Source organism: Cedecea sp. AS113 (assembly GCF_037152415.1).
GTDB lineage: Bacteria > Pseudomonadota > Gammaproteobacteria > Enterobacterales > Enterobacteriaceae > Cedecea.
In genome coordinates, this window is sequence record NZ_JBBCMI010000013.1 from 118,113 (window position 1) to 139,642 (window position 21,530).

Genomic DNA, 21,530 nt, shown 5'->3' on the forward strand with positions numbered 1-21,530 from the left:
TTAACTACTCCGTGGCGGGTTTACGTTCAGTCACTTGAGCCGGTGATTCATTGGCCCGATATTGCCGGTCGACCACTTTCAGGAACGGCAGATAAATCAGCGCCCCGATGCACAGGTTGATTATCTGGATAACCGCGCCGCTCAGGTGGCCGGTGACGATAAATCCGCTTAATACCGGCGGCAGCGTCCAGGGGATATACACCCCGGTGGTGGTGGCTACCATGCCAATGGACATCGCGATGTACTGCACGGTGACCAGCACCAGCGGCACAAGGTTGAACGGGATCAGCATGACGGGGTTCATGATGACCGGCAGGCCAAACAGCACCGGCTCGTTAATGTTGAAGATGGAGGAGCCGACGGCCAGGCGCGAAACGTTTTTGATGTGCTGGCTGCGGGCAAACAGCAGCATAGCAATCACCAGAGACAATGTAGCGCCCGCGCCGCCCATCCAGATCATGTCGTAGAACTGTTCCGTCACTACGTGCGGGGGAGGCATCCCGGCCTGCGTAGCGGCCAGGTTATCCATTTGGTTTTCCATCCAGAACGGACGGAGGATGCCGTTGACCATCGAGCCGGAGTTGATCCCCACCGACCACAGGCTGGTGATGCTGAAACAGGTGAACAGTGCGCCAATGTAAGAGGTGCCGAAGTGGCGAATCGGCGTCGCCAGCACTTCATACACGAACTGGTGAATGGTGTGGTAGTCGGTTTTGGCAAACAGGACGCGAACCGCCAGGGCGACAATCAGAATCAGCAGCGAAGGGATGAGGGCGGCAAAGGATTTTTGCACCGCCGGTGGGACGCCGTCCGGCATTTTGATCACCCAGTTCTGGCGCAGCATCCAGGCAAAAAGCTCCGTGCTCGCCAGCGCACCTAGCATCGCCACAAACAGCCCCTTCGATCCCAGCCATTCCATCGGGATCAGGTTGCCGACGTCCGGGTGTTTCGCAAAAGGCGTGAGGATCAGAAAGCAGGAGAGGGACAAAATGCCCGATGACATTCTGTCGATGTCGTAGCGTTCCGCCAGCCGGTAGGCCACCAGAAAACTGATAAACACCGCCATCGTAGAGAAGATGGCGTTAAAAGGGATCTCAACGGTGGTGGACCACCCCTCACCAAAAACAGAAGCCATAAACTGCTGGTAATGGGTACTTGGGAAGGACGAGATCACCAGCAGAATGGAACCAACGATAATAAACGGCATGAACGAGATATAGGCGTCGCGAATGGCGCCGAGGTGGCGCTGCTGCGCCATTTTGGCAGCCAGCGGCATCAGCCGGGCTTCTAATGCGGCCATCAGGTTTTTCATTTTACCGCTCCGTAAGTAATCACAAGAGACAATTCTTGCGTGCTTCTACCTTAGTGGTTGTTCGGAGCTAATAAAGTGAGTTAATTCACAGATGAGCCACATAAGTATCATATGATTGCTTAAATGGTTTGAGGGTGAAGGTGCCATAAAAATGCCCCGCAAAGCAGGGCATTATGTTGGCTGGAACGCGGGCTATTTGTAGATAGTGGCGGTGCCGTACAGGCGGTTATCGCCGCCGGCGGAGTTAATTACATAGCCGGTTGCACCCTGTTCCTTCGCTTTTTCAGCCAGTTTAGCCTGGAGATCGTCAAGGTTAGACGCTTTGGCGGTGACGGTACCAAAAGGTTGCATCTGTCCGACGTTTGCGTTACTCATTTCCTGGGCTGCCATGGAGGCAAAAGGCAGTGCAGCAAGAGAGATAACCGCAGAGAAATACAGCAGTTTTTTCATCTTTACATCCTCTTGAGCGTTGAGAGCAAAACACCTTTTTGTTGTCTGACAATTACAGTCTAGTTCCCCTTTGGGCAGGCGATGGCGCAAAAAACTGATGGACTTGTGCGTGTTTTTTGAACGATAAAACTTGACCAAATGCTGACAAAAAAGCCACAACCAGGTGGCTGATTTTATTTGTTTTTTTCTGGTTTAGCGCGCGTCGGGGCGAACCAGGTCAAAACGCTGTGATTCATCAACCGTGTAATAGGCGGTTGGCCCTCCGGCCCGCAGCACGGGTTGCGCCAGCGCGGTCTGGTAGATGCCGTCGATAAGCAGGTGTTCGTCGATGTGTACGGCAACCACTTCCCCCAGCACCAGCCAGCTGTTCAGCTCGTCGCCGTCGGCAGAGGTCAGGCGAATGCACTGCGACAGGCGGCATTCAAAGTTGACCGGGCTTTCAGCCACCAGGCTGGCGCTGACCTTGGTGCCTGCTATTGGCGTCAGGCCCGCTCGCTGGAACTCATCTTCTCCTCTGGGGAGCGTGACGGAGGTTTCATTCATCTGTTCTGCCAGCGGGCGCGTGGCCAGGTTCCAGACGAATTCTTTGGTGTCGAGGATGTTCTGGACGCTGTCTTTCCAGCCGGTGCTGGAAAAACCAATGATCGGTGGACGATAGTTAAAGCAGTTAAAGAAGCTGTACGGCGCGAGATTGCGCTGGCCCTGCAGGTTGCAGGAGGAAATCCAGCCGATTGGGCGCGGCCCGACAATGGCGTTCAGCGGATCGTGTGGTAAACCGTGGCCTTCCGAGGGCTCGTAGTAATAACGTTTTTTACTCATTACGCACCTGAATTCATGTTGGAAAGGTCAAATCGTCAGCGATGTATTTACCCGACGCGGAGAGCAGAGTATCTTACGCGGCCACACAAGGAGAAGCCCCAATGAAAACCCCTGCCGATACCAAACCTGGTTTGCACCCGCGTAACCGTCACCGTAGCCGCTATGACTTTGCCGCATTAACCGCGAGCAGCCCGGCGCTGGCGGAGTTTTTACGCCCGGGGCCGCACGGCGACACAACCGTTGACTTCGCAAATCCGCTGGCGGTGAAGGCGCTGAACCAGGCGCTGTTGGCGCATTTTTATCAGGTTAAGCAGTGGGATATCCCCGAAGGGTACCTTTGCCCGCCAGTGCCGGGCCGGGCGGACTATATTCACCATCTGGCCGACCTGCTGGCGGAAGGCAACGGCGGCGTTGTACCTGCCCAGGCTTCCGTCCTGGATATCGGCGTCGGCGCGAACTGTATTTATCCGCTCATCGGGCAGCACGAATACGGCTGGCGCTTTACCGGCTCTGAGCTGGACGGCGATGCGTTTCGCAGCGCGCAGCAAATTGTAGACGGCAATCCTGGGCTTAGCCGCATGATCCGTCTCCGTCGCCAGAAAAATGCTGGCTGCATTCTGGACGGCATCATCCACAAAAATGAAACCTATGATGCCACGCTATGTAATCCGCCATTCCACGATTCAGTCGAGGCGGCCCGCAGCGGCAGCGAGCGTAAGCGCCGCAATCTTGGCCAGGACGCAAGCGCCGCGCTGAACTTTGGTGGTCGTGAGCAGGAGCTGTGGTGCGAGGGGGGCGAAGTGGCCTTCGTCAGCCAGATGATCAAAGAAAGTAAAGCGTTTGGCCGCCAGGTGCTGTGGTTTACGTCGCTGGTTTCAAAAGGTGAAAACCTGCCTGCGCTGTACCGCGTGATGCAGGAAAACGGCGTGGTGAAAGTGGTGAAAAAAGAGATGGCACAGGGGCAAAAACAGAGCCGTTTTATTGCCTGGAGCTTTATGGATGATGCCCAGCGCGCACGCTGGGCGAAAACCCGCGGGAAATGATTAGTTGGCTGTGCTGGTGGGCGGCAGCGCGCCGGCCGCCGCCTCTGTGGCCTGTTGCGCCTGTGCTGCATCGGCACCCGGCTGCATGACCTGCACGGTTTGCACCGGGGGCCTGATGCCCGCTTCATCAAAGTGTTTTTTGACCATTCCGTCGAGCGCGTAGCGCACCGTCCACTGTTTTAGCGGCAGGGTGGTAAAGGTCACGCGTACTGTGAAGGCCTGGTTCGTCAGCCCCACAATGCCTGAGAACAACGGCTCGCCAATGACCAGCAGACGAATATCTTCCTGGCCCATCAGCGCGTCCACGGCTTCTTTCAGTACCCGGTTGGCGTTGTCCACGTCCTCCTGCCTGTCGACGTCGTAGTTCGCGACGAAAGAGCCAATCCCGCGGACAAAGTTGGCGAAGGTCGTTATCGATGACCACGGAATAATATGGTAAGCCCCCGTATCCTGGCGTACGCCCACCGAACGAATCGACATTTTCTCGACTGTGCCTGTAATCGCGCCGATGGTGACGTAGTCGCCGGTATTCATCCCATTTTCAAACTGAATGAATATCCCGGTAATAATATCCTTCACCAGGGTTTGCGAACCAAAGCTTATCGCTAGCCCCAGCGCCCCCGCCCCCGCCAGCAGAGGTGCGATGTTCACGCCGATTTCAGAAAGCAAGATCATGATGGTGATGGTGCTGATCACCACGGCCAGCGCGTTACGGAACAGCGTTAGCAGCGTGCGGGCTCGCGCGCTTGGCATCGGGCGGCCGTGGATATCCGACTCAAGGCGGTTTTCGATCAGGCTTGCCAGCAGCGTCCAGCCTACCGCCGAGAAGAAAAGGATCAGTACAATGCGGATCAGTATATCGACGGTTTTTTCTCCCGCACCCTCAGTGAGCCATTGCCAGACATCGAAAAGCCCCCAGGCGTCCAGCAGCAGCATGACTGCGACGCAAACGGTAAGAATACGTGCCAGCTTCAGCGAGACGGAGATCCAGCCATTAAGACGCTTTTGCAGCTCGGGGTAATTGCGCTGCACCTGTGGAGAAAGGGTGATGGTTTTTGCTATCCAGCGCGAAAGCATGCCGGAGATAAACGCCGCCACGCCGATGATGGTCAGGCTGTGCAGTGAGGCGCCCATCATAAATTTCAGGCTGTTGCCCGGATCGAAAAGCGAAAGGAAAAACAGCACCACAAAATAGAGACAAGCGAGCCAGTGCCAGATGAGCGCAAAAGCACGAATAAACAGGCTAAAGAAGCTCATTGAGCGATCTGCCAGGTGAATCAGGCTTTGCTGGATGGCGCGTTTGTTGTGAAAAATCAGATATAGCGCCCAGACGGTAATCAGTAGCATGACCACCACGTTAACCATGGCGCTGATCTGGGCGTTGACCTGATTGGCGAGAATCGGCACCACCACCAATAACCCGTAGCCGATGATGGTACTTAGCCAGGAAAGGCGAATACTCCAGTAGCGGGCGCCCTGGTCGCCAATGGGGAAGGGGCGTAGCGCCGGGAAACGCGGGCTGAAAATGAGGCGCAGAACAGCCTTGAAGAACTCGATAAGCCCAAAGGCATTAAGAAATAGCCCCTGCTGGCGCGCGATAGTGGCGTTGCCTGCGTTCATTTTGTCACTCAGGAGCTGCCCGACGAATAGCGTTAACGCCAGCAGCAGGATGTCCACCGCAAAGGCGCCGAGGATGGTCACCGGCAGGTGAAGCCAGTTGGTATGATCGCGGTTTTTTCTTCGTCCCCAGTCGCCCATTTTGGCCCACAGCGGCCTGACGCCGGCGCGAAGCAAGAAATAGAACACAAAAACGGCGCTGGCGAGCATCGCGAAGTGGCTCAGCGCATTGAAGAAAGTCTGCTGGTTAAAGGCTTTCCTCGGTGCGCTGGCGATATTTTGCTGGAGCAGCTCAAAACGCTGCGTAAGTTCTCCCCCATAGCGGCGGCTGACGTCGGTGACGTTTTCGAGCACGGTTTTATCTTCAGTGAGCGTATCCGGTGGGGCAATAACCGGCATGGTCTGTGAGGTGCCGTCAGCGGCGACTTTGCGAAGCTGCTCGATGAGTTCACTCCGGGACTTTGGGTTGTCCAGCACGTCGGCGAGCGCCGAGTACGCTTTTTTCTTTTCTTCTACGCTGGGTTCTGTTTGTGCGGCGCTGCCCTGGGATGTCGAGGCGGCAACGGCGGCAGCGGGTAAGGTGACTGCATGGCCGGGCAGGCTCATCAGGCTAAACAGTAATATCAGGATCCATCGCACAGCGCTCCTCCGGACTGAGAAAATCTGACAAAGGAGTAAGTATAGTGGCTGAGATTTTGGCGAGGAGAAAAGCGGGATGATTCCAGAAAAATCAGGGCGGCTGGAATTTGCCGCCCTGAGTCAGGCGTTATGCGACGTGCTGCAGAAACTCGCGCAGACGCGGGCTCGGCGGGTTGTCGATAAGTTCTTGTGGGTTGCCGTCTTCCGCCACGCGACCTTTGTCGATAAAGATCAGGCGAGAAGCCACTTTCGCGGCAAAGCCGACTTCGTGGGTCACGATCACCATGGTCATGCCTTCTTCGGCCAGGTCCTGCATCACTTTCAGCACTTCATGACGCAGTTCCGGGTCGAGGGCCGACGTTGGTTCATCAAACAGCATCATCTTCGGCTTCACGGCAAGGGCACGGGCAATAGCCACACGCTGCTGCTGGCCGCCAGAAAGCTCTGACGGATAGTGATGCGCGCGTTCCGCCAGGCCAACCTTCGCCAGCAGCTCTTTCGCCAGCTTCTCCGCGGCGTCTTTTTTCATGCCGCGGACGCGAATCGGGCCGAAGGCGACGTTTTCCAGCGCCGTCAGGTGCGGAAACAGGTAGAACTGCTGGAACACCATGCCAGCTTCCTGACGGATCAGGCGATCGTCTACCTTCGGATCGTTCACTTTCAGGCCGTCAACAATCAGGTCGCCGCTGGTGATCTCTTCCAGCTTGTTGATGCAGCGCAGCAGGGTTGATTTGCCGGAGCCGCTTGGCCCGATAATCACCACCACTTCACCCTGTTTGATGTTCAGGTCAATGTTGTGCAGCACCTGGGTTTGGCCAAAGTGCTTGGAGACATTTTTAAATTCAATCACAGGATTTTCATCCTTCTTTCAAGGCGACGCAGCACGAAGCTCAGCACCAGGGTAATAATCAGATAGAAGACCGCAACGGCGCTCCAAATCTCCAGCGCGCGGAAGTTACCGGCGATAATTTCCTGACCCTGACGAGTCAGCTCTGCTACACCGATAACGATGAACAGCGAGGTGTCTTTGATGCTGATGATCCACTGGTTACCCAGCGGCGGCAGCATACGGCGCAGCGCCAGCGGCATAATCACGTGACGGATGGTTTCACGTTTTGACAGCCCAAGCGCAAGGCCCGCTTCCTGGAAGCCTTTATGAATTGAGAGCACAGCCCCACGGGTGATTTCCGCGATGTAGGCTCCGGAGTTGATCATGATGGTGACGACCGCCGCGCTGAACGGATCGATACGCAGATCGGTAAAGGCCATCGGCAGGGCGAAGTAGATAAACATCACCTGCACCACAATTGGCGTGCCGCGAATCACTTCGATGAAAACAAGCGCTACGTGGTTGGCAATCCAGCCGCCGTAGGTACGAGCAAAGCCCGCCACTAAACCAATTACTAAACCGCCGCAAAGACCCAGGATAGAAATCCATAGGGTCATCTTAGCGCCTTCAAACAAGATGGGAATTGCAGGCCAAATGGCGCTCCAGTCAAACTGCATGATGTGTTCCTGTTGTCTACCGTGGTTCACCTCTTCGGGCTTCAGGCCGGGGCCTTGTAGCGTGAGAGGCGTTTAATAATAAGAGGGGCGAAAGGCGCCCCTCAGGTCTTACTCATACTTAGAATTATTATTTAGGCTCGGTACCGAACCATTTTTTGTAGATTTCGTTGTACGTGCCGTTCTCTTTCAGGGTTTTCAGCGCGCCGTTGATTTTGGTGCGCAGTTCGTCGCTGCCTTTAGGCAGGGCGATACCGTACTGCTGAGCTTCCAGAGACTCACCTACCGCTTTGAACTGACCGTTACCGGCGGTTTTGATGAAGTACAGGATGTTTGGCGTGTCGTGCAGAACCGCGTCAGCGCGGTTGGTGCCCAGTTCCATGTAGGCGTTATCGATGTTCGGGAACTGACGCAGGTCTTTGGTTTTGATGTTAGCTTTTGCGTAATCAACGGAGCCGGTGCCGCCTTTAACAGCAACCACTTTACCGTCCAGATCTTTCACGCTTTTGATGTCGTTGTTATTGGCTTTGACCATCACCAGCAGGCCGCTTTTGTAGTAGCCGTCGGAGAAGTCGATCGCTTTTTCGCGCTCAGGAGTGATGGTGATCCCGGCCAGTGCCAGGTCCACGTTTTTGGTTTGCAGGGCAGGGATGATGCCGCTGAAGTCCATTGGCTTCAGGGTATAGTCCAGCTTCAATTCTTTGGCGATAGCCGCCCACAGGTCCACGTCAAAGCCGACATACTGATCGCCTTGTTTAAATTCAAAAGGAACGAACGCGGTGTCGGTCGCAACGACCAGTTTTTTATCAGCGGCATGGGAAGATACAGCGAAAGCCAGGGTAAGTGCAGCCAGTGAAACTTTCAAAATCGACTTCATAGCATTTCCTTTGTTAATCCACGGGGCGATCCCCTGCGTCAGCGGCGACTCATGAAAGAATCGTGCCAAATTTGCAACTTACTGTTTTGCAAGGATGTGATTATTTAACATTGCACATTGAGCGTTGCAAGCAGGTCATAACGCACCGTTATGGTGCACCATTTTGGTGCGCAAAATGAGCCGGCAGGGTAGGGGTTAGTTTTACCGCGAAATCAGTGGACAAAACAATCATTCGTTAACGATTGTGTGAGGTGATTATTACATTTTATTAACTTTGGGCTATGAATTAATCGATGGTCTGCGCTGTTTTGGTGCAGGCTCCGCCCCCGGGCGGAGGAGGAGCCATAGGAAAATGCTCTGGTTACTCGATATTGGACTCAATGAACCACAGGAATTTGTCCAGATCGCGGGAAGCGGCGGTGAAAATATCTGCGGTATCCTCGTCTTTTGCTTCACCAATGGCTTTACGCACATCGTTCGCCACGATGGCATAGCGATCGGCCAGCTCTTTCAGGTGCTCCTGAACGGTGTGAATGTCCAGCGGATAGCTTTTCAGCGGAGTTTTGCTGTTGATCACCTGAGTGGTGCCCAACGCCACGCCGCCAAGCTGCACGGCACGTTCTGCCATGGTGTCCAGGTGCTCGGTCAGCGCCGTACGGAAGCCGTCCAGCATTTCGTGCACGGCAATAAAGTTAGCTCCGCGCATATTCCAGTGAGCCTGCTTGGTAATCAGCGACAAGTCGATGAACTGGACGACCTGGCGATTCAGCAGCTCGATAGTGGCTTTTTTCTCGCTGTCTTTTACATCATTGCGGGTATATAGCAGGTTTGTAGATTTAGTTTTTACCAGTTTAGCGGTACTCATAATCTTTCATCCTCTTGATGTTGGTGTCCCAATGAATTACCGGGGATAAGTATAGCACCACTTTTTTACTTTGCTGGTGAGGGTAATACCTATCAAACCGATAGTAAGAGAAAAATGGAAAAGATTAATTTGTTATTTAACAGCTGGTTATTGAGTGTTCTTAATTTATGTCAAAAATCATGAATAAATATGACGGCGAAAAGAAAATAATTCTTATTGAGTATTACAGTTGACGGGAATATAAGTGCTTGATTACGGATACATCATTTAATGCGGCAATTATCACCGCATTAAATGCAGGGCAACAGATTAATTTATGTCGACGTTTTTAATCTGTGCTTCGCGTTTCATGGTCAGCGTTGATCCCACCGATGCTGCGATGATGGAGAGCAGAGCCAGCCATTGTACCAGGGTCAGGTGCTCCCCGAGGAACAGCATACCTGACAGGGCCGCAAGGCCAGGCTCAAGGCTCATGAGTGTGCCAAAGGTGCGGGTAGGGAGTCGGGTTAACGCAATCATCTCCAGCGAATAAGGCAGCGCCGTGGAAAGCACGGCAATGGCCAGGCCGACGGGCAGCAGCGACCACTGCAGCAGCGAGCTGGTGGCTTCCCAGGCGCCCAGGGGGACAAAGATAATAGCAGCAATCAGAGAACCAAACGCGACCGTGGCGGGGCCGTGCTCAGCGCCCGCTTTTTGCCCGGCAATAATGTAGATAGCCCAGCAGGCACCGGCCCCGAGGGCGCAGGCAGCACCGGTCAAATCTACCTGGGAGATGTCCTGGCCGAGGGGAAGCAGGAACCACAGTCCGGCCACCGCCAGCACCACCCAGATAAAGTCCACGGCACGGCGTGAGCCAAAAAGCGCCACGGCAAGCGGCCCGGTAAACTCCAGCGCCACCGCGATGCCCAGCGGTACCGTGCGCAGAGAGACATAAAAGAGGTAATTCATGCTGCCCAGCGCCAGCCCATAAAACAGTAAAGGCAGGCGTTGCTCTGGCTTAAAACGCAGGCGCCAGGGTTTAAAAATCACCGCGAGAATAAGAGTGCCTAAAAACAGGCGCAGCGAAGTGACGCCCTGGGGACCGATTAGCGGGAATAATGATTTCGCCAGCGAGGCGCCGCTTTGAATCGAGGTCATGGCGATAAGTAAAACTACGATCGGCAGCCAGCGCGGCATATTACGGGAGGTTTGCGGCATCCTGTACCTTGTCAGTATTTGTCTATGTTTGGTCAAGAAAATAAAAGTCTGCCCAGTCTAAAGGATTAAGTTATGGCTGGTTGAACTTTCATTAAGAAAAATTCTCATGGCGTGGAGTACGATCCGGGGGCTTTTGTCAGTTTGTGTCAAAAATAATTCCAGAATTATCTGAATGACGATGTTATTAAAGGGATTAAAATTTGCCGTCGCGAAGCGGTATTTTCCTGATTTTTTAGTGATTTAGCATGTAGTGGAAATGTTATGTTACAGGAAAAAGATCGTTAGACAACACAATTGGCGAAGAGTTTCTGTCATGGTTTTGTTATATTTAAAACTTAGGACTTACTTGAAGCACATTTGAGGTGGATATTATGAAAAAAATTGCATGTCTTTCAGCACTGGCCTGTGTTCTGGCCGTCTCCGTAGGTACCGCATCTGCAGCAACCAGCACCGTAACCGGTGGTTATGCTCAGAGCGATATGCAGGGCGTTGCTAACAAAGCTGGCGGTTTCAACCTGAAATACCGCTACGAAAATGATACCCCGCTGGGCTACATCGGCTCCTTCACCTACACCCAGAAAAGTGACACTTCTAACGACGTGTACACCAAAGGCCAGTACTACGGCATCACCGCTGGTCCTGCTTACCGCATCAACGACTGGGCAAGCATCTACGGTGTAGTGGGTGTTGGCTACGGTAAATTCCAGGCGACTCAATTCCCAGGCGCTCACGATTCCGTTAGCGACTACGGCTTCTCCTACGGTGCTGGCCTGCAGTTCAACCCAATCGAAAACGTTGCTCTGGACTTCTCCTACGAGCAGAGCCGTATTCGTAGCGTTGACGTTGGCACCTGGATCGCTGGCGTAGGCTACCGCTTCTAATATCCCTTTCGGGATAGAAATAAAAAATCCGCCCAAGTGGCGGATTTTTTTTATCGGTTAACCGGCAAAAGTTAACGTGTCCTGGTCTCAAACATATCCGTCTGCAGATGAGTATAGTCCACTTTCTTCAGGTTGAAGTTGGTTATCCAGACGGGCCCGGCCTTTTGCTCGGAAATAAATTTGTACTTCGGCGTAAGCTCTTTCGCCTTAATCCCCGTCCACGCAGAGAAGAAGTTGAGGAAATCATTGGCGCTGCGGCGTGCTTTGATTAGCCGGTGCGCGGTGTCATCGCTCGACAACACCATAAATGGCACCTGGAAATTTTGCTGGAACTTATCGTCGTGCGCCAGATATTGCACGTCGGTGCCGCGCTCTTTGAACGCCAGGCCGTGGTCGGAGAAATAGACCATTGAGAAGCTGTTCCCGGTGTTTTGTAACTGCAGATAAAGCTGTTTTAGCAAGTCGTCGGTTTGCGTCATGCTGTAGAGATAGCAGGATGTCTCTTTAGATTGCACAAAATCTTTGTATTTCCCCTGAGTGCGATCGCAGGCCTGCGGGTGCGAACCCATCAAATGCAGCACAATCAGCTGCGGCGTGTTGCGCTGAGTAGCAAACACCTGGGCCGTCATTTTTAACAGGGCTTCATCGCGAGTGTTTTTATCCGCCTCAAAATCCCCATTTTTCAAAAACTGCACTTCGTCAGCGCGTTTGGCGATGCTGGCGATGGCGGTATCGTATTCGCCGATTTGGCCCTGGTTTGAGAACCACCAGGTCTGGAAGCCCGCGCGGTTTGCCAGGGTAACAAAATTGTCCTGATACTGGGGTTTGCCGTCGACGACCCGGTTCAGCGTCAGCCCCAGCGATTTTTGCGTTGAGCCGCTGGCGGAGACGTAGTCCATAAACAGATTGCCTTTGACCTGGCTTGCAAAGGGCGTGTTGTCCCAGTGGCCGCCAAAGGCTCCCAGCGCATCGCGGCGGGCGCTCTCGCCAATCACTACGACGTAGGTATGGTATTTAGGCTGCACCGACACTACGTTCCAGGAGTCTTTTTGCTGCGACAGTTCTTTCATGCGCGCCTGCTCCTCGATAACTTCGTGGTTGTTGACCACGACATCTTTCACGAAGCGCACCACCGGGTAGCCAGTATCTTTAAATTTAAACACGCCGCCGTAGGCTAGGTTGGTTACCGGCGTGACAAAAAAACAGACCACGCTGACGGCGAGACATAAGCTATCGAAATGACCCCAGGCGCGTTTTTCTTCACGTTTGCGGCGCAGCGCCATCACCCCAAGGGCGAGAATAAAGAGAGACACCACGTAGCTGTACCACGGGAAGATGGTCATGATTTCCGTGGATTCTTCAAAGTTGGTTGAATGCAGCGCCAGCAGAGTATTGAAGTTGGGCGAGCCGTAGGCCTGGCCGAACGGGAAGTACATGGCTGCCACGAGGCTGCAAAGCCCAAGCAGGATTTTCTGGACGCTGGGAGCGGTGCGCCACAGCAGCATAAGGACGCAGCTAAAGGCAATGGCGTAAAGCAGGCTGAAGGCATAGCCCAGCGCGAAGTTTATCAGCAGAGACTGCAGAAAATAGAAACCTGCCCACGGATTCAGTGCGATTCCGCGCGCAGTCAGGGTATCTTTAACCGTTACATTCATCTTTATTATGGTCTTGCAAAACGCCATGCGGTGACCCTGGCGATAAGGGCAGAGCCTGCCTGACAGACGGAAACGAAGGGGAATTGCACCGCATCTGCGAGCCGCTTCATGTGCAGGGCTGCAAGAAGATAGAGCCGTAAGATAAGAATATCAACTGATAACAGAGCGAGGTTTTGCGAAGCTGATTGCAAATCCGACAAATGATGGGGTTAAAGCTCGGCCAGAGTAGCCATTAACGGGGATTTTGCAGGGGAATTGTGACAAAAGGATGATCGTTCGCGCGGAACGCTGAACAAAGTCGCCAGGCGGCGTGGCCTGGCGTTATTGTTGTTTTTCTTCTTTCTGCTGGGGTTTACCGGCAACCCAATCACAAATCATGTTCAGCAGCATTAAGCGTACCTGGAAGGGAGATTGTGTAAACACGTTGATGCACCTCTTAAATTCGTTCATAGCGTCCTCCTGTTAGCCGTGCGACCGTTTTTCCGTAAACAAGCCTGACTGCATTACATACAGGTATAGCACAGGCTATATTTTATAGCCATGGCTATTTCGTTAATTTTTTGTGGATGAGCAATGCTGGTTTACAATAAAGCCTTCCGTCGTCAGATGACGACGCCGCGCCACTGGAAGAGGAAGCACTATGAGCCGTCGGGCAGGGCAAAAGAACAGCGAAAAAGTGACGCCATTACCGAATATTGAAGAGCATGTTGAGGGCTTCAGGCAGGTACGCGAGGCGCACCGCCGCGAGTTAATTGATGATTATGTTGAGCTGATTTCGGATTTGATTCATGAAGTGGGTGAAGTTCGCCAGGTAGATATGGCAGCCCGGCTCGGCGTTTCCCAGCCGACGGTTGCCAAGATGCTAAAACGCCTGGCGTCCGTCGGGCTGATTGAGCAGATCCCATGGCGCGGCGTCTTTTTAACGCCGGAAGGTGAAAAACTGGCGCAGCAGAGCCGGGAACGGCACCAGATTGTTGAAAACTTCTTCCTCGCACTGGGCATCAGCCCGGAGACCGCGCGTATTGATGCCGAAGGTGTGGAACACCACGTCAGCGAAGAGACGCTGGAGGCTTTCCGCAAATTCAGCGCAGAGCGAGGCATCGGTTAAACATGCTGCTGCGTCTTGCGCAGCCGTTCCTGCGCGATCGATTCCTGCATTTATTGTTGTTAATCGGCGTCGCCCTGAGCCTGGCGGTGCCGTTCCGCCCGGCTTTATGGCCCGCCGCCATAGACTGGCACACCATTATTACCCTGGCCGGGCTGATGATGTTGACCAAGGGCGTCGAGCTGAGCGGTTATTTCGAGGTGCTGGGGCGCAAGATGGTGGCGCGGTTTGCCAACGAGCGGCAGCTGGCGCTGTTTATGGTTACGGCAGCGGCAGCGCTGTCGACCTTCCTGACTAACGATGTCGCGCTGTTCATCATTGTGCCTCTCACCATCACGCTGAAAAAACTCTGCTCGGTGCCGGGCAGTAAGCTGATTATTTTTGAGGCGCTGGCGGTCAACGCCGGCTCTTTGCTCACGCCTGTAGGTAACCCGCAGAACATCTTACTGTGGGGGCATTCCGGGCTCTCTTTCGGCGCTTTCACCTGGCAGATGATGCCGCTGGCGCTGGCCATGACCGCCAGCTTGCTGGTGTTGGCGTGGCTTTGTTTCAAGCCAAAACCGCTGCGTTACCACGGCGAAGTGAATGACAGCCGCTGGCAGCCTAAGCTGGTCTGGTGCTGCCTGGCGTTTTACATCGTCTTTATTCTGGCCCTGGAGCTTAAGCTTGAGTTTTGGGGGCTGGGGCTGATTGCGCTTGGGTTCCTGGGGTTGGCGCGCAAAGTGCTGCTCAGTATCGACTGGAGCCTGCTGGTGGTATTTATGGTGATGTTTATTGATGTTCACCTCATCACCCAACTTCCGGTGCTGCAGTACTCGCTTCAGGGCGTGGCGCAACTCTCTCCTGGCGAGTTGTTTGGCCTGGGTATTTTGCTGTCACAATTCATCAGCAATGTGCCTGCCACCATTTTACTGCTGAACTATGTGCCAGCTTCGCTGCTGTTGGCCTTCGCGGTCAATATCGGCGGTTTTGGCCTGTTGCCGGGTTCGCTGGCGAACTTGATTGCCCTTCGTATGGCCAACGACCGTCGGATCTGGTGGCGGTTCCATCTCTATTCTCTCCCTATGTTGCTTTGGGCCGCGCTGGTCGGCTACGGCTTATTACTGCTTTTACGCTAGCGCCCACTCAGGCAGAAACAGGCAAGGAATGAGCAGAAATCCCCCATTCCAGAATCGTGCGCGACGCGTATAACTGGCAGTCCGCACTCTTCCTTCCTGAAATCCTGAACATGAGGTAGCGCTATGCGTTATAAAAAATTAGGAAATACCGGCCTGTTTGTTTCAGAGCTTTGCCTGGGCACCATGACTTTTGGTGGTGAAGACGGTATATGGGGAAAAATAGGCCAGCTCGCGCAAAATGATGCCGACAAGCTGGTTGGACGCGCGCTGGAGGCCGGGATTAACTTTATTGATACCGCCAATGTTTACTCCGGCGGGCGTTCGGAAATCATCACCGGCCAGGCGCTGAAAAACCTTAATGTGCCGCGTGAGAATGTGGTGGTGGCCACCAAAGCATTCGGCGAAACAGGTACCGCCGGGCCGAACTCTCGAGGTTCATCGCGTTTTCATCTGCTAAATAGCGTCAAAGAGAGCCTGCAGCGGCTGCAGCTCGACTATATCGATCTGTACCAACTGCACGGTTTTGACCCCGCGACGCCGATAGAGGAAACGCTGCGGGCGCTGGATTCGCTGGTACAGCAGGGGCTGGTTCGCTACATAGGCGTTTCCAACTGGGCGGCCTGGCAAATCATGAAGGCACTCGGGATTTCCGAACGCCTGGGACTGGCACGTTTTGCCTCTCTGCAGGCTTATTACACCCTTGCCGGGCGCGATCTGGAGCGGGAGCTGGTGCCGATGATGCAAAGTGAAGGCGTCGGCCTGATGGTGTGGAGTCCGCTCGCGGGCGGGCTGCTCAGCGGCAAGTACGACCGCGACGGGAAAGCCGAAACCGGCAGCCGCCGCCTGGAGTTTGATTTTCCACCGGTAAACAGGGATCGCGCGTTTGATTGCGTGGATGTGATGCGTGACATCGCCGATGCCAAAGGCGTTTCCGTGGCGCAGATTGCGCTGGCCTGGCTGCTGCATCAGCAGGCAGTGACGACGGTCATCGTGGGGGCGAAGCGCATTGAGCAGCTTGAGGATAATATCGCTGCGACGGGGGTTCAGCTTAGCGCGGACGAGCTTGACAGGCTGAATGCGGTAAGTGAGTTGCCGCGAGAATATCCGGGCTGGATGCTTGAGCGGCAGGGTGAGTATCGCCGGGAACAGCTGAAGAATCAGTCATAAATCGGGAATAATTTAGCCCTCTCCCGGAGGGAGAGGGGGAAAACAAGCGATGCGATAAAATTATCGTTTCAGCTTCAAATGCAGCAAAGGGAAAGGATTCCCTTCACCGTCGAGTTCAGACCGCCCGGTCCGGGCAAATCCCATATGCAGATAGAAGCCCACGCCCTGCGGATTCTGCTCATTCACATCCACCTCATCGACCTGCAAATGTTCAATGGCATAGTGCAGAAGCTGCTTGCCCACGCCCATGCCACGGCTTTCAGGCGAAACAAACAGCATTTCAATCCGATTTTCGTGGCAGCCGATAAAGCCCAGAGGCTCACCGGTTTTGCCGGCTGCCAGCAGCATCGGGATCTGTGGCATGTAGAGTTCGCGCACCTGGGGCTTTAACGCCCTGATATTTTCTTCAGGTAAAAAGTCATGCGTGGCGCGAACGGATGCTTCCCAGATTTCCGCCAGCGCATCAAAATCCGCCGGGTTTGCTTGTCTTATCGTTAACATTCTTGTTCCAGAGGTCGTTAGTTAAACGGCGCTTCTTTCTTCAGGATCTTGTCGATCACATCCAGCACGCCTTGTTGATTGCAGTGCCCTGCCTGGTAGCTGGCAATGCGTTTGATTTTGTCCGGGGCGTTGGCCATCGCAAACCCGTATTGCGCCTGAGTCAGCATCTCGATGTCGTTGCCGCCGTCGCCAAAGGTCACCACTTCGCTGTCCTGGATGCCCCATTTTTCCTGCAGGATCCGCAGGCCGTTAGCCTTATGAATCCCCGGAATAATCAGGTCGATAGAGCCGTGCCCGCTGGTGACCGGCACCATAATGCCTTCCAGCGCTGCGCCCAGGGCGTCCATAGTTTCATCGAGCTGGCTGTCCGGCAGGTTCAGGGCAAACTTGAAGAACACGTCGTCGAGGCCGGAGAAGTTTTCCACGTGCTCAAGGCGGTGATAGTACTTCGCCGCCAGCGCTTTAAAATCGTCACTATAGCCGTTGAGGGTATAACCGTTATGCTTGCCGCAGGCGATGATCTCCACGTGCGGCAGGGTCAGCAGGTGATCGACCACCGTGTTGAACTCTTGTCTGGTCAGCTCGCCGTTGAACAGATCTTCGCCTTCGCTGACCACCCAGCCGCCGTTATCGGCGACAAAAGAGATCTCGTGGGCAATCTCCGGGAAGAAGGAGATAAGCTGGAAATACTGGTTCCCGCTGGCCACCACAAAGCGGATGCCTTGCTCTTTCATCTGCTGATATTGCGCGGCAAAGCGTTCGCGGTTGTAGGTTTTTTCGTCATTAAGAAAAGTGCCGTCCATGTCTACTGCAATCAGTTTGATGCTCATTGAACTCTCCATTATTCAGTTTCTAAAGTCTGGCCGGAAGATTGCCCCGGTTTGGCCACGGCGCGGGCGACCAGCGCCGCAATCACCATTAGCGTCAGCACAACTAGCATGGCCTGGCGCAGCCCATAATGCTCGCCGAGGAAGCCCAGCAGCGGCGGCCCGACTAAAAAGGCGACATAGCCCGAAGCGGCAACGACGCTGACGCGGCTGGCCGGATCGGGGCCGGTATCACCCGCCGCTGAAATGGTCAGCGGGAAGCCTAAAGAGGTGCCCAACCCCCACAGAATCACCGACACGCCGGCAAGGAAGGCGTTGTCGACAAACACAATGGTGCCGATGCCAATAATGCCCATGATCGCACAGGCGCGGACCACAATAACGCGGCTGTAGCGGTCAATAAACCAGCCGCCGGTGAAGCGCCCGACCGTCATGCCGAGGGTAAAGCCTACGTAGATAAGCGACCCGGAAGTTGGGCTAAAGCCGTGCCCGTCCACCATCAGCAGCGGCAGCCAGTCGTTGGCCGAGCCTTCGGCAAAGGCCATCGCCAGCACGACAAAACCAATCAGCAATAGCTGAATATCTTTGTAAAACGGTCGGTGCGGCTCGTGGGCTTCGGTGTTCTCCGGGTTATCTTTGCCCACGCCGTGCGGCACGGCGATAAGCGCGATGGCAATCGGCGCAATGGTCAACAGACCAATCAGCAGCAGGTGCCCCCAGGACACGACGTTCCACGCGGTTAACGTCAGGCCAATCCCGGCGCCAACGAGCGTGCCGAGGCTAAAGAAGCCGTGCATCATCGGCAGCACAGTTTTCTTCATCAGGCTCTCGATAATGGCCCCTTCGACGTTCATAGCCACTTCTGATGAACCCATCCCGCTGCCGAGCAGCGCCAGGCCGAAGGCAAACAGCACCGGGGAGGCGAGGTACAGCGCGAAGCTCATCATTAACATTCCGGCGACCATCAGCGTCATGCCGCTGCGAATAATGGTACGGGTGCCAAAGCGTTTCACCAGCCAGCCGGAACAGAGAATACCGCCCATCGAGCCTATCGACAGGCCAAATAATACGATGCCCATTCCGGCCGTCGAGACGCTGAGCGTATCGCGGATCGCGGGCGTGCGTGTGGCCCAGGATGCCATCACCAGGCCCGGAAGGAAGAAGAAGGTGAATAACGCCCAGGTACGGAGCTGCAGGGCTTTTCTCTGTGAAACAGACATGAACAACAACCAGTGAAAGAGAAACAGGGGAGCAGACTAGCAAGCTTGTGTACATTTGTACACATCCCGGTATAGACTCTTTGTCATACTCTAAATTCAGGTAGGTAATGATGAGCAAAGCCCCGCGCCGGAATGACCCTGAACGTCGCTCGCGTATTTTGCAGGCGACGCTGGATATGGTGGTAAAGCACGGCATCAGCGATATCACGCACCGCAAAATTGCCGCTGAGGCTGGCGTTTCGCTGGGGTCAATGACCTACTATTTTGCCGGGATTGAATCGCTGCTTTGCGAAGCGTTTACCCTGTTTGCCCACCAGATGTCGGACAGCTACCGGGAGCGCATGCAGCAGGCCACCAATCGCGATGAGGCCTGCGAAGCGATTGTCGATATGATTTGCGGCGGCTGCGTGGCCACGCCGTATAACATGCAGGTGATGTACCAGCTTTATGCTTATGCCAGCTGTAATCCGCAGCTAAAAGATATCATGCAGGAGTGGATGATTCGCAGCCAGCAGGCGCTGGAGCCGTTTTTCGATCCGCTAACCGCCCGGGCGCTGGATGCTTTCCTGGAAGGCATGACGCTGCACTACGTCACCGATCGCGAACCGATGGGGCGCGATGATATGCGGGTGATGGTGCGCAGGATTGTAGGGACAGGGGATGCAAAATAAAGCGAGTGGAGGGGTTAGTAAGCGTTTGTTATTGAAACCCTAAAAAATAAAAACCCATTTATGTAAACGGGTTAGTAAAAACAATGACTTGTAAGATAATCAATAAGTTAGTTTGGTGGTGATAGGTGGCGATTACGGGGCATTGCCAACCACTGCCGCCACTTTGTCGCCACTTGGCAGAGTAGCTAACGGGTTGAAGCGCAGCGCTGTTTCAAGGTGATCAGGTGCAAGGTGAGCATAGCGCATAGTCATTTTTATGTCGTGATGGCCCAGTATTTTTTGCAGCGCAAGAATATTCCCGCCGGACATCATGAAATGTGCTGCGAACGTATGACGCAGAACGTGAGTAAGTTGCCCACGCGGAAGGACAATGGAGGTCCTGTCCATCACTGCTAAAAACTGGAAATAGCTGTCCGTGAAGAACTTGAAACCGTCTAGGGAAATGATTTCCTCATACAGCTCTTTGCTGATCGGAATGCTGCGGTTCTTTTTACCCTTAGTCCTGACAAACGTAATTCGATACTTTGTGACCTGAGAGCGTGTCAGGTTCACAGCTTCGCGCCAGCGAGCTCCAGTGCTCAGACAGATTTTAACAACTAGAGCGAGCAGGGGGCTTTGACGTTGGCAGTCGTACAGAAGCTCCGTGATTTGCTCATGTGTAAGCCAGGCCATTTCTTTCTCTGCGATCGTGAACTTCCGCATGCTTTCTAATGGATTCGGCGCAGACCATTCTCCTAACCGGGCCAGTTCGCTAAAGACGCTGCTCAGATAGCTTTGCTCAAGGTTGATGGTGACCGGACTGGCTCCTTTCTTCCATTTCTCGCTGAAATAGATTTCCCCTGTAAGGCGCTTATCACGGTAGTGCGCAAACATTTTGGATGTGAAATCGAGAGCGAGAGGATTGCCCAAAGCATCAACCATCAGGATCAGCTTGTCATAAACGTGCTGACCAGCCGTCAGAGATTTGCCGTGTAGTTTGAACCAGAGTTCAACAACGTCATTTAGAGTCCGGCGATCAACCGATTCACCCAACCACGGTTTGGCTTCTGTCTCTTCCATTGTGTGACGTTCGAAAGCTAACGCCTCGCCCTTGGTGGCAAACTGCTTACGTACACGCCGTCCGCTACGCCCGGCGGGGTAGCATTCACAGATCCATTTCCCTGTGGGGAGTTTTCGTACTGCCATAAAAAAGCCCTCATGTCTGAGGGCTAAATTTAACTGTGTATTTGAACAGTGGTCAATGTATGTTTTAGATTACGCCATACATTTTCATTCATATGAATCAGGCTCTTCCAATTTAATTTCTAGATCAGTAATTTTTGATTCAACAGCTTCTTTGATATTTTTGCTGTCATAACCTAGCTCATCTAATTCGAAATTATCAAGTTTTTGAATATATTCTTTATCAAAAGCTATATTCATTAATCTACTCACATCTGAGTGTTGATATTTACTGTCCGGCAAAACAACCTCAAAAACACCCCTTATTACTTCATCAACTAATTTACCTTTAGTCTCTTCATCAAATGCTAGTCTGTAAAGTTTTCTGATGCTTTGATACATATCAATAACGTTGTTAACATATACCTCAATGTCGGACATGTTTTTTTCAATGAAATTTTCTTCAAACTGACTGGCTAGCTCTGATTTGTCTTTTCCATCAATTTTTATGTTTTCAGTTTTGCTTATGGCTTTATTTAAAATTGGCTTCAGTTTTGATGTTAAAGCAACTACGCTATCTAAATTATGTTTAGTAAAGTCTCGGTTGTGTGCTATTTTACATCTTAATTCATATAATGTTCTCCAGTCCTTTTTGATAACATCAGAAGTTATATCTATACTCGTTTCGGGTGATGCTGCCAACTTACTGATTTAGTGTATGATGGTGTTTTTGAGGTGCTCCAGTGGCTTCCATTTCTATCAGCTGTCCTTCCTGCTCCGCTACTGAAGGCGTGGTGCGTAACGGCAAAAGCACTGCCGGACATCAGCGCTATCTCTGCTCTCACTGCCGTAAAACATGGCAACTGCAGTTCACTTACACCGCTTCTCAACCCGGTACGCAC

Annotated in this window: 23 protein-coding genes; 7 read left to right on the forward strand and 16 right to left on the reverse strand. The window is 53.4% G+C overall.

Translation table 11 applies throughout. From position 1 onward, the window contains the following. Positions 1 to 4 precede the first annotated feature (4 nt). The 3 genes from celB to WFN87_RS16170 all read right to left on the reverse strand — a co-directional run bounded on the left by celB (position 5) and on the right by WFN87_RS16170 (position 2,581). Positions 5 to 1,312 (reverse strand): PTS cellobiose transporter subunit IIC, encoded by a 1,308-nt coding sequence (gene celB, locus WFN87_RS16160; protein WP_213715999.1) that lies wholly within the window; start codon positions 1,310 to 1,312, stop codon positions 5 to 7. 192 nt (positions 1,313 to 1,504) lie between these two features. Next, positions 1,505 to 1,762, reverse strand: coding sequence for a DUF1471 family periplasmic protein McbA (gene mcbA, locus WFN87_RS16165; protein WP_008461021.1), 258 nt, complete (start codon positions 1,760 to 1,762; stop codon positions 1,505 to 1,507). A gap of 192 nt (positions 1,763 to 1,954) precedes the next feature. Then, positions 1,955 to 2,581: a flavin reductase family protein gene (locus WFN87_RS16170; RefSeq protein WP_166995436.1), complete on the reverse strand. Its 627-nt coding sequence runs from the start codon at positions 2,579 to 2,581 to the stop codon at positions 1,955 to 1,957. A gap of 101 nt (positions 2,582 to 2,682) precedes the next feature. Between WFN87_RS16170 and rlmF the strand changes: the two genes are divergently transcribed. Then, complete coding sequence (gene rlmF / locus WFN87_RS16175) at positions 2,683 to 3,624, forward strand: 23S rRNA (adenine(1618)-N(6))-methyltransferase RlmF (RefSeq protein WP_336708562.1); 942 nt, start codon at positions 2,683 to 2,685, stop codon at positions 3,622 to 3,624. On the opposite strand, the gene ybiO is transcribed toward rlmF, so the two are convergent. The 6 genes from ybiO to rhtA form a co-directional block, all read right to left on the reverse strand. Then, complete coding sequence (gene ybiO / locus WFN87_RS16180) at positions 3,625 to 5,880, reverse strand: mechanosensitive channel protein (RefSeq protein WP_336982289.1); 2,256 nt, start codon at positions 5,878 to 5,880, stop codon at positions 3,625 to 3,627. Positions 5,881 to 6,007: 127 nt separating this feature from the next. Further along, complete coding sequence (glnQ, locus tag WFN87_RS16185; protein ID WP_008461025.1) at positions 6,008 to 6,730, reverse strand: glutamine ABC transporter ATP-binding protein GlnQ; 723 nt, start codon at positions 6,728 to 6,730, stop codon at positions 6,008 to 6,010. Further along, complete coding sequence (gene glnP, locus WFN87_RS16190) at positions 6,727 to 7,386, reverse strand: glutamine ABC transporter permease GlnP (protein WP_008461026.1); 660 nt, start codon at positions 7,384 to 7,386, stop codon at positions 6,727 to 6,729. Before glnP ends, glnQ begins: the two co-directional genes overlap by 4 nt. Positions 7,387 to 7,513: 127 nt before the next feature. Beyond that, a complete protein-coding gene (gene glnH, locus WFN87_RS16195) occupies positions 7,514 to 8,260 on the reverse strand; it encodes a glutamine ABC transporter substrate-binding protein GlnH (RefSeq protein WP_008461028.1) in 747 nt (248 codons plus the stop codon). Positions 8,261 to 8,621: 361 nt separating this feature from the next. Next, the gene (gene dps / locus WFN87_RS16200; RefSeq protein ID WP_039301421.1) at positions 8,622 to 9,125 is read right to left on the reverse strand and encodes a DNA starvation/stationary phase protection protein Dps; all 504 of its coding nucleotides are present in this window, start codon (positions 9,123 to 9,125) and stop codon (positions 8,622 to 8,624) included. 309 nt (positions 9,126 to 9,434) lie between these two features. Then, the gene (gene rhtA, locus WFN87_RS16205) at positions 9,435 to 10,322 is read right to left on the reverse strand and encodes a threonine/homoserine exporter RhtA (protein WP_008461030.1); all 888 of its coding nucleotides are present in this window, start codon (positions 10,320 to 10,322) and stop codon (positions 9,435 to 9,437) included. 371 nt (positions 10,323 to 10,693) lie between these two features. Here rhtA and ompX point away from each other — a divergent pair, with 371 nt between their 5' ends. Further along, positions 10,694 to 11,203, forward strand: coding sequence for an outer membrane protein OmpX (gene ompX / locus WFN87_RS16210; protein WP_008461031.1), 510 nt, complete (start codon positions 10,694 to 10,696; stop codon positions 11,201 to 11,203). A 71-nt stretch (positions 11,204 to 11,274) separates the two neighbouring features. Here the strand turns inward: ompX and WFN87_RS16215 are convergent, their stop codons facing one another. Both WFN87_RS16215 and mntS read right to left on the reverse strand, forming a co-directional pair. Continuing rightward, the gene (locus WFN87_RS16215) at positions 11,275 to 12,858 is read right to left on the reverse strand and encodes a sulfatase-like hydrolase/transferase (RefSeq protein ID WP_166995441.1); all 1,584 of its coding nucleotides are present in this window, start codon (positions 12,856 to 12,858) and stop codon (positions 11,275 to 11,277) included. Positions 12,859 to 13,179: 321 nt separating this feature from the next. Further along, positions 13,180 to 13,308 carry a manganase accumulation protein MntS gene (gene mntS, locus WFN87_RS16220; RefSeq protein ID WP_008461033.1) on the reverse strand — a complete coding sequence of 43 codons (129 nt, stop codon included), beginning with the start codon at positions 13,306 to 13,308 and terminating at the stop codon, positions 13,180 to 13,182. Between the two features lie 190 nt (positions 13,309 to 13,498). On the opposite strand from mntS, the gene mntR reads away from it, so the two are divergent. From mntR to WFN87_RS16235, 3 genes are all read left to right on the forward strand, one after another. Next, a complete protein-coding gene (mntR, locus tag WFN87_RS16225) occupies positions 13,499 to 13,966 on the forward strand; it encodes a manganese-binding transcriptional regulator MntR (protein WP_008461034.1) in 468 nt (155 codons plus the stop codon). Between the two features lie 2 nt (positions 13,967 to 13,968). Beyond that, on the forward strand, positions 13,969 to 15,081 hold the full coding sequence (locus tag WFN87_RS16230; RefSeq protein ID WP_336982290.1) for an SLC13 family permease: 1,113 nt from the start codon (positions 13,969 to 13,971) through the stop codon (positions 15,079 to 15,081). A gap of 123 nt (positions 15,082 to 15,204) precedes the next feature. After that, complete coding sequence (locus tag WFN87_RS16235) at positions 15,205 to 16,248, forward strand: aldo/keto reductase (protein ID WP_166995444.1); 1,044 nt, start codon at positions 15,205 to 15,207, stop codon at positions 16,246 to 16,248. Positions 16,249 to 16,308: 60 nt separating this feature from the next. On the opposite strand, the gene WFN87_RS16240 is transcribed toward WFN87_RS16235, so the two are convergent. The 3 genes from WFN87_RS16240 to WFN87_RS16250 are packed head-to-tail and all read right to left on the reverse strand — an operon-like array spanning position 16,309 to position 18,796. Beyond that, positions 16,309 to 16,749, reverse strand: a complete 441-nt coding sequence (locus WFN87_RS16240; RefSeq protein WP_336982291.1) for an acetyltransferase — start codon at positions 16,747 to 16,749, stop codon at positions 16,309 to 16,311. A gap of 17 nt (positions 16,750 to 16,766) precedes the next feature. Then, positions 16,767 to 17,579 (reverse strand): Cof-type HAD-IIB family hydrolase, encoded by an 813-nt coding sequence (locus tag WFN87_RS16245; protein ID WP_336982292.1) that lies wholly within the window; start codon positions 17,577 to 17,579, stop codon positions 16,767 to 16,769. 11 nt (positions 17,580 to 17,590) lie between these two features. After that, positions 17,591 to 18,796 (reverse strand): MFS transporter, encoded by a 1,206-nt coding sequence (locus WFN87_RS16250; protein ID WP_008461044.1) that lies wholly within the window; start codon positions 18,794 to 18,796, stop codon positions 17,591 to 17,593. Positions 18,797 to 18,906: 110 nt separating this feature from the next. On the opposite strand from WFN87_RS16250, the gene WFN87_RS16255 reads away from it, so the two are divergent. Beyond that, entirely contained in the window at positions 18,907 to 19,467 is a 561-nt protein-coding gene (locus WFN87_RS16255) for a TetR/AcrR family transcriptional regulator (RefSeq protein ID WP_008461046.1), read from the forward strand. Between the two features lie 132 nt (positions 19,468 to 19,599). On the opposite strand, the gene WFN87_RS16260 is transcribed toward WFN87_RS16255, so the two are convergent. Then, the gene (locus WFN87_RS16260; protein ID WP_336982293.1) at positions 19,600 to 20,652 is read right to left on the reverse strand and encodes a phage integrase; all 1,053 of its coding nucleotides are present in this window, start codon (positions 20,650 to 20,652) and stop codon (positions 19,600 to 19,602) included. A gap of 84 nt (positions 20,653 to 20,736) precedes the next feature. Further along, on the reverse strand, positions 20,737 to 21,330 hold the full coding sequence (locus WFN87_RS16265; protein WP_336982294.1) for a hypothetical protein: 594 nt from the start codon (positions 21,328 to 21,330) through the stop codon (positions 20,737 to 20,739). Between the two features lie 41 nt (positions 21,331 to 21,371). On the opposite strand from WFN87_RS16265, the gene WFN87_RS16270 reads away from it, so the two are divergent. After that, positions 21,372 to 21,530: IS1 family transposase (locus WFN87_RS16270; protein ID WP_150321466.1), on the forward strand; the 159-nt coding region annotated here is incomplete at its 3' end.

Excerpts from the sequence above, each read along its gene's own strand:
- celB (WP_213715999.1), bottom strand. The coding sequence starts at position 1,312 with ATGAAAAACCTGATGGCCGCATTAGAAGCCCGGCTGATGCCGCTGGCT.
- mcbA (WP_008461021.1), bottom strand. The coding sequence starts at position 1,762 with ATGAAAAAACTGCTGTATTTCTCTGCGGTTATCTCTCTTGCTGCACTG.
- WFN87_RS16170 (WP_166995436.1), bottom strand. The coding sequence starts at position 2,581 with ATGAGTAAAAAACGTTATTACTACGAGCCCTCGGAAGGCCACGGTTTA.
- rlmF (WP_336708562.1), top strand. The coding sequence starts at position 2,683 with ATGAAAACCCCTGCCGATACCAAACCTGGTTTGCACCCGCGTAACCGT.
- glnP (WP_008461026.1), bottom strand. The coding sequence starts at position 7,386 with ATGCAGTTTGACTGGAGCGCCATTTGGCCTGCAATTCCCATCTTGTTT.
- glnH (WP_008461028.1), bottom strand. The coding sequence starts at position 8,260 with ATGAAGTCGATTTTGAAAGTTTCACTGGCTGCACTTACCCTGGCTTTC.
- dps (WP_039301421.1), bottom strand. The coding sequence starts at position 9,125 with ATGAGTACCGCTAAACTGGTAAAAACTAAATCTACAAACCTGCTATAT.
- rhtA (WP_008461030.1), bottom strand. The coding sequence starts at position 10,322 with ATGCCGCAAACCTCCCGTAATATGCCGCGCTGGCTGCCGATCGTAGTT.
- ompX (WP_008461031.1), top strand. The coding sequence starts at position 10,694 with ATGAAAAAAATTGCATGTCTTTCAGCACTGGCCTGTGTTCTGGCCGTC.
- WFN87_RS16215 (WP_166995441.1), bottom strand. The coding sequence starts at position 12,858 with ATGAATGTAACGGTTAAAGATACCCTGACTGCGCGCGGAATCGCACTG.
- mntS (WP_008461033.1), bottom strand. The coding sequence starts at position 13,308 with ATGAACGAATTTAAGAGGTGCATCAACGTGTTTACACAATCTCCCTTC.
- mntR (WP_008461034.1), top strand. The coding sequence starts at position 13,499 with ATGAGCCGTCGGGCAGGGCAAAAGAACAGCGAAAAAGTGACGCCATTA.
- WFN87_RS16230 (WP_336982290.1), top strand. The coding sequence starts at position 13,969 with ATGCTGCTGCGTCTTGCGCAGCCGTTCCTGCGCGATCGATTCCTGCAT.
- WFN87_RS16235 (WP_166995444.1), top strand. The coding sequence starts at position 15,205 with ATGCGTTATAAAAAATTAGGAAATACCGGCCTGTTTGTTTCAGAGCTT.
- WFN87_RS16240 (WP_336982291.1), bottom strand. The coding sequence starts at position 16,749 with ATGTTAACGATAAGACAAGCAAACCCGGCGGATTTTGATGCGCTGGCG.
- WFN87_RS16245 (WP_336982292.1), bottom strand. The coding sequence starts at position 17,579 with ATGAGCATCAAACTGATTGCAGTAGACATGGACGGCACTTTTCTTAAT.
- WFN87_RS16250 (WP_008461044.1), bottom strand. The coding sequence starts at position 18,796 with ATGTCTGTTTCACAGAGAAAAGCCCTGCAGCTCCGTACCTGGGCGTTA.
- WFN87_RS16255 (WP_008461046.1), top strand. The coding sequence starts at position 18,907 with ATGAGCAAAGCCCCGCGCCGGAATGACCCTGAACGTCGCTCGCGTATT.
- WFN87_RS16260 (WP_336982293.1), bottom strand. The coding sequence starts at position 20,652 with ATGGCAGTACGAAAACTCCCCACAGGGAAATGGATCTGTGAATGCTAC.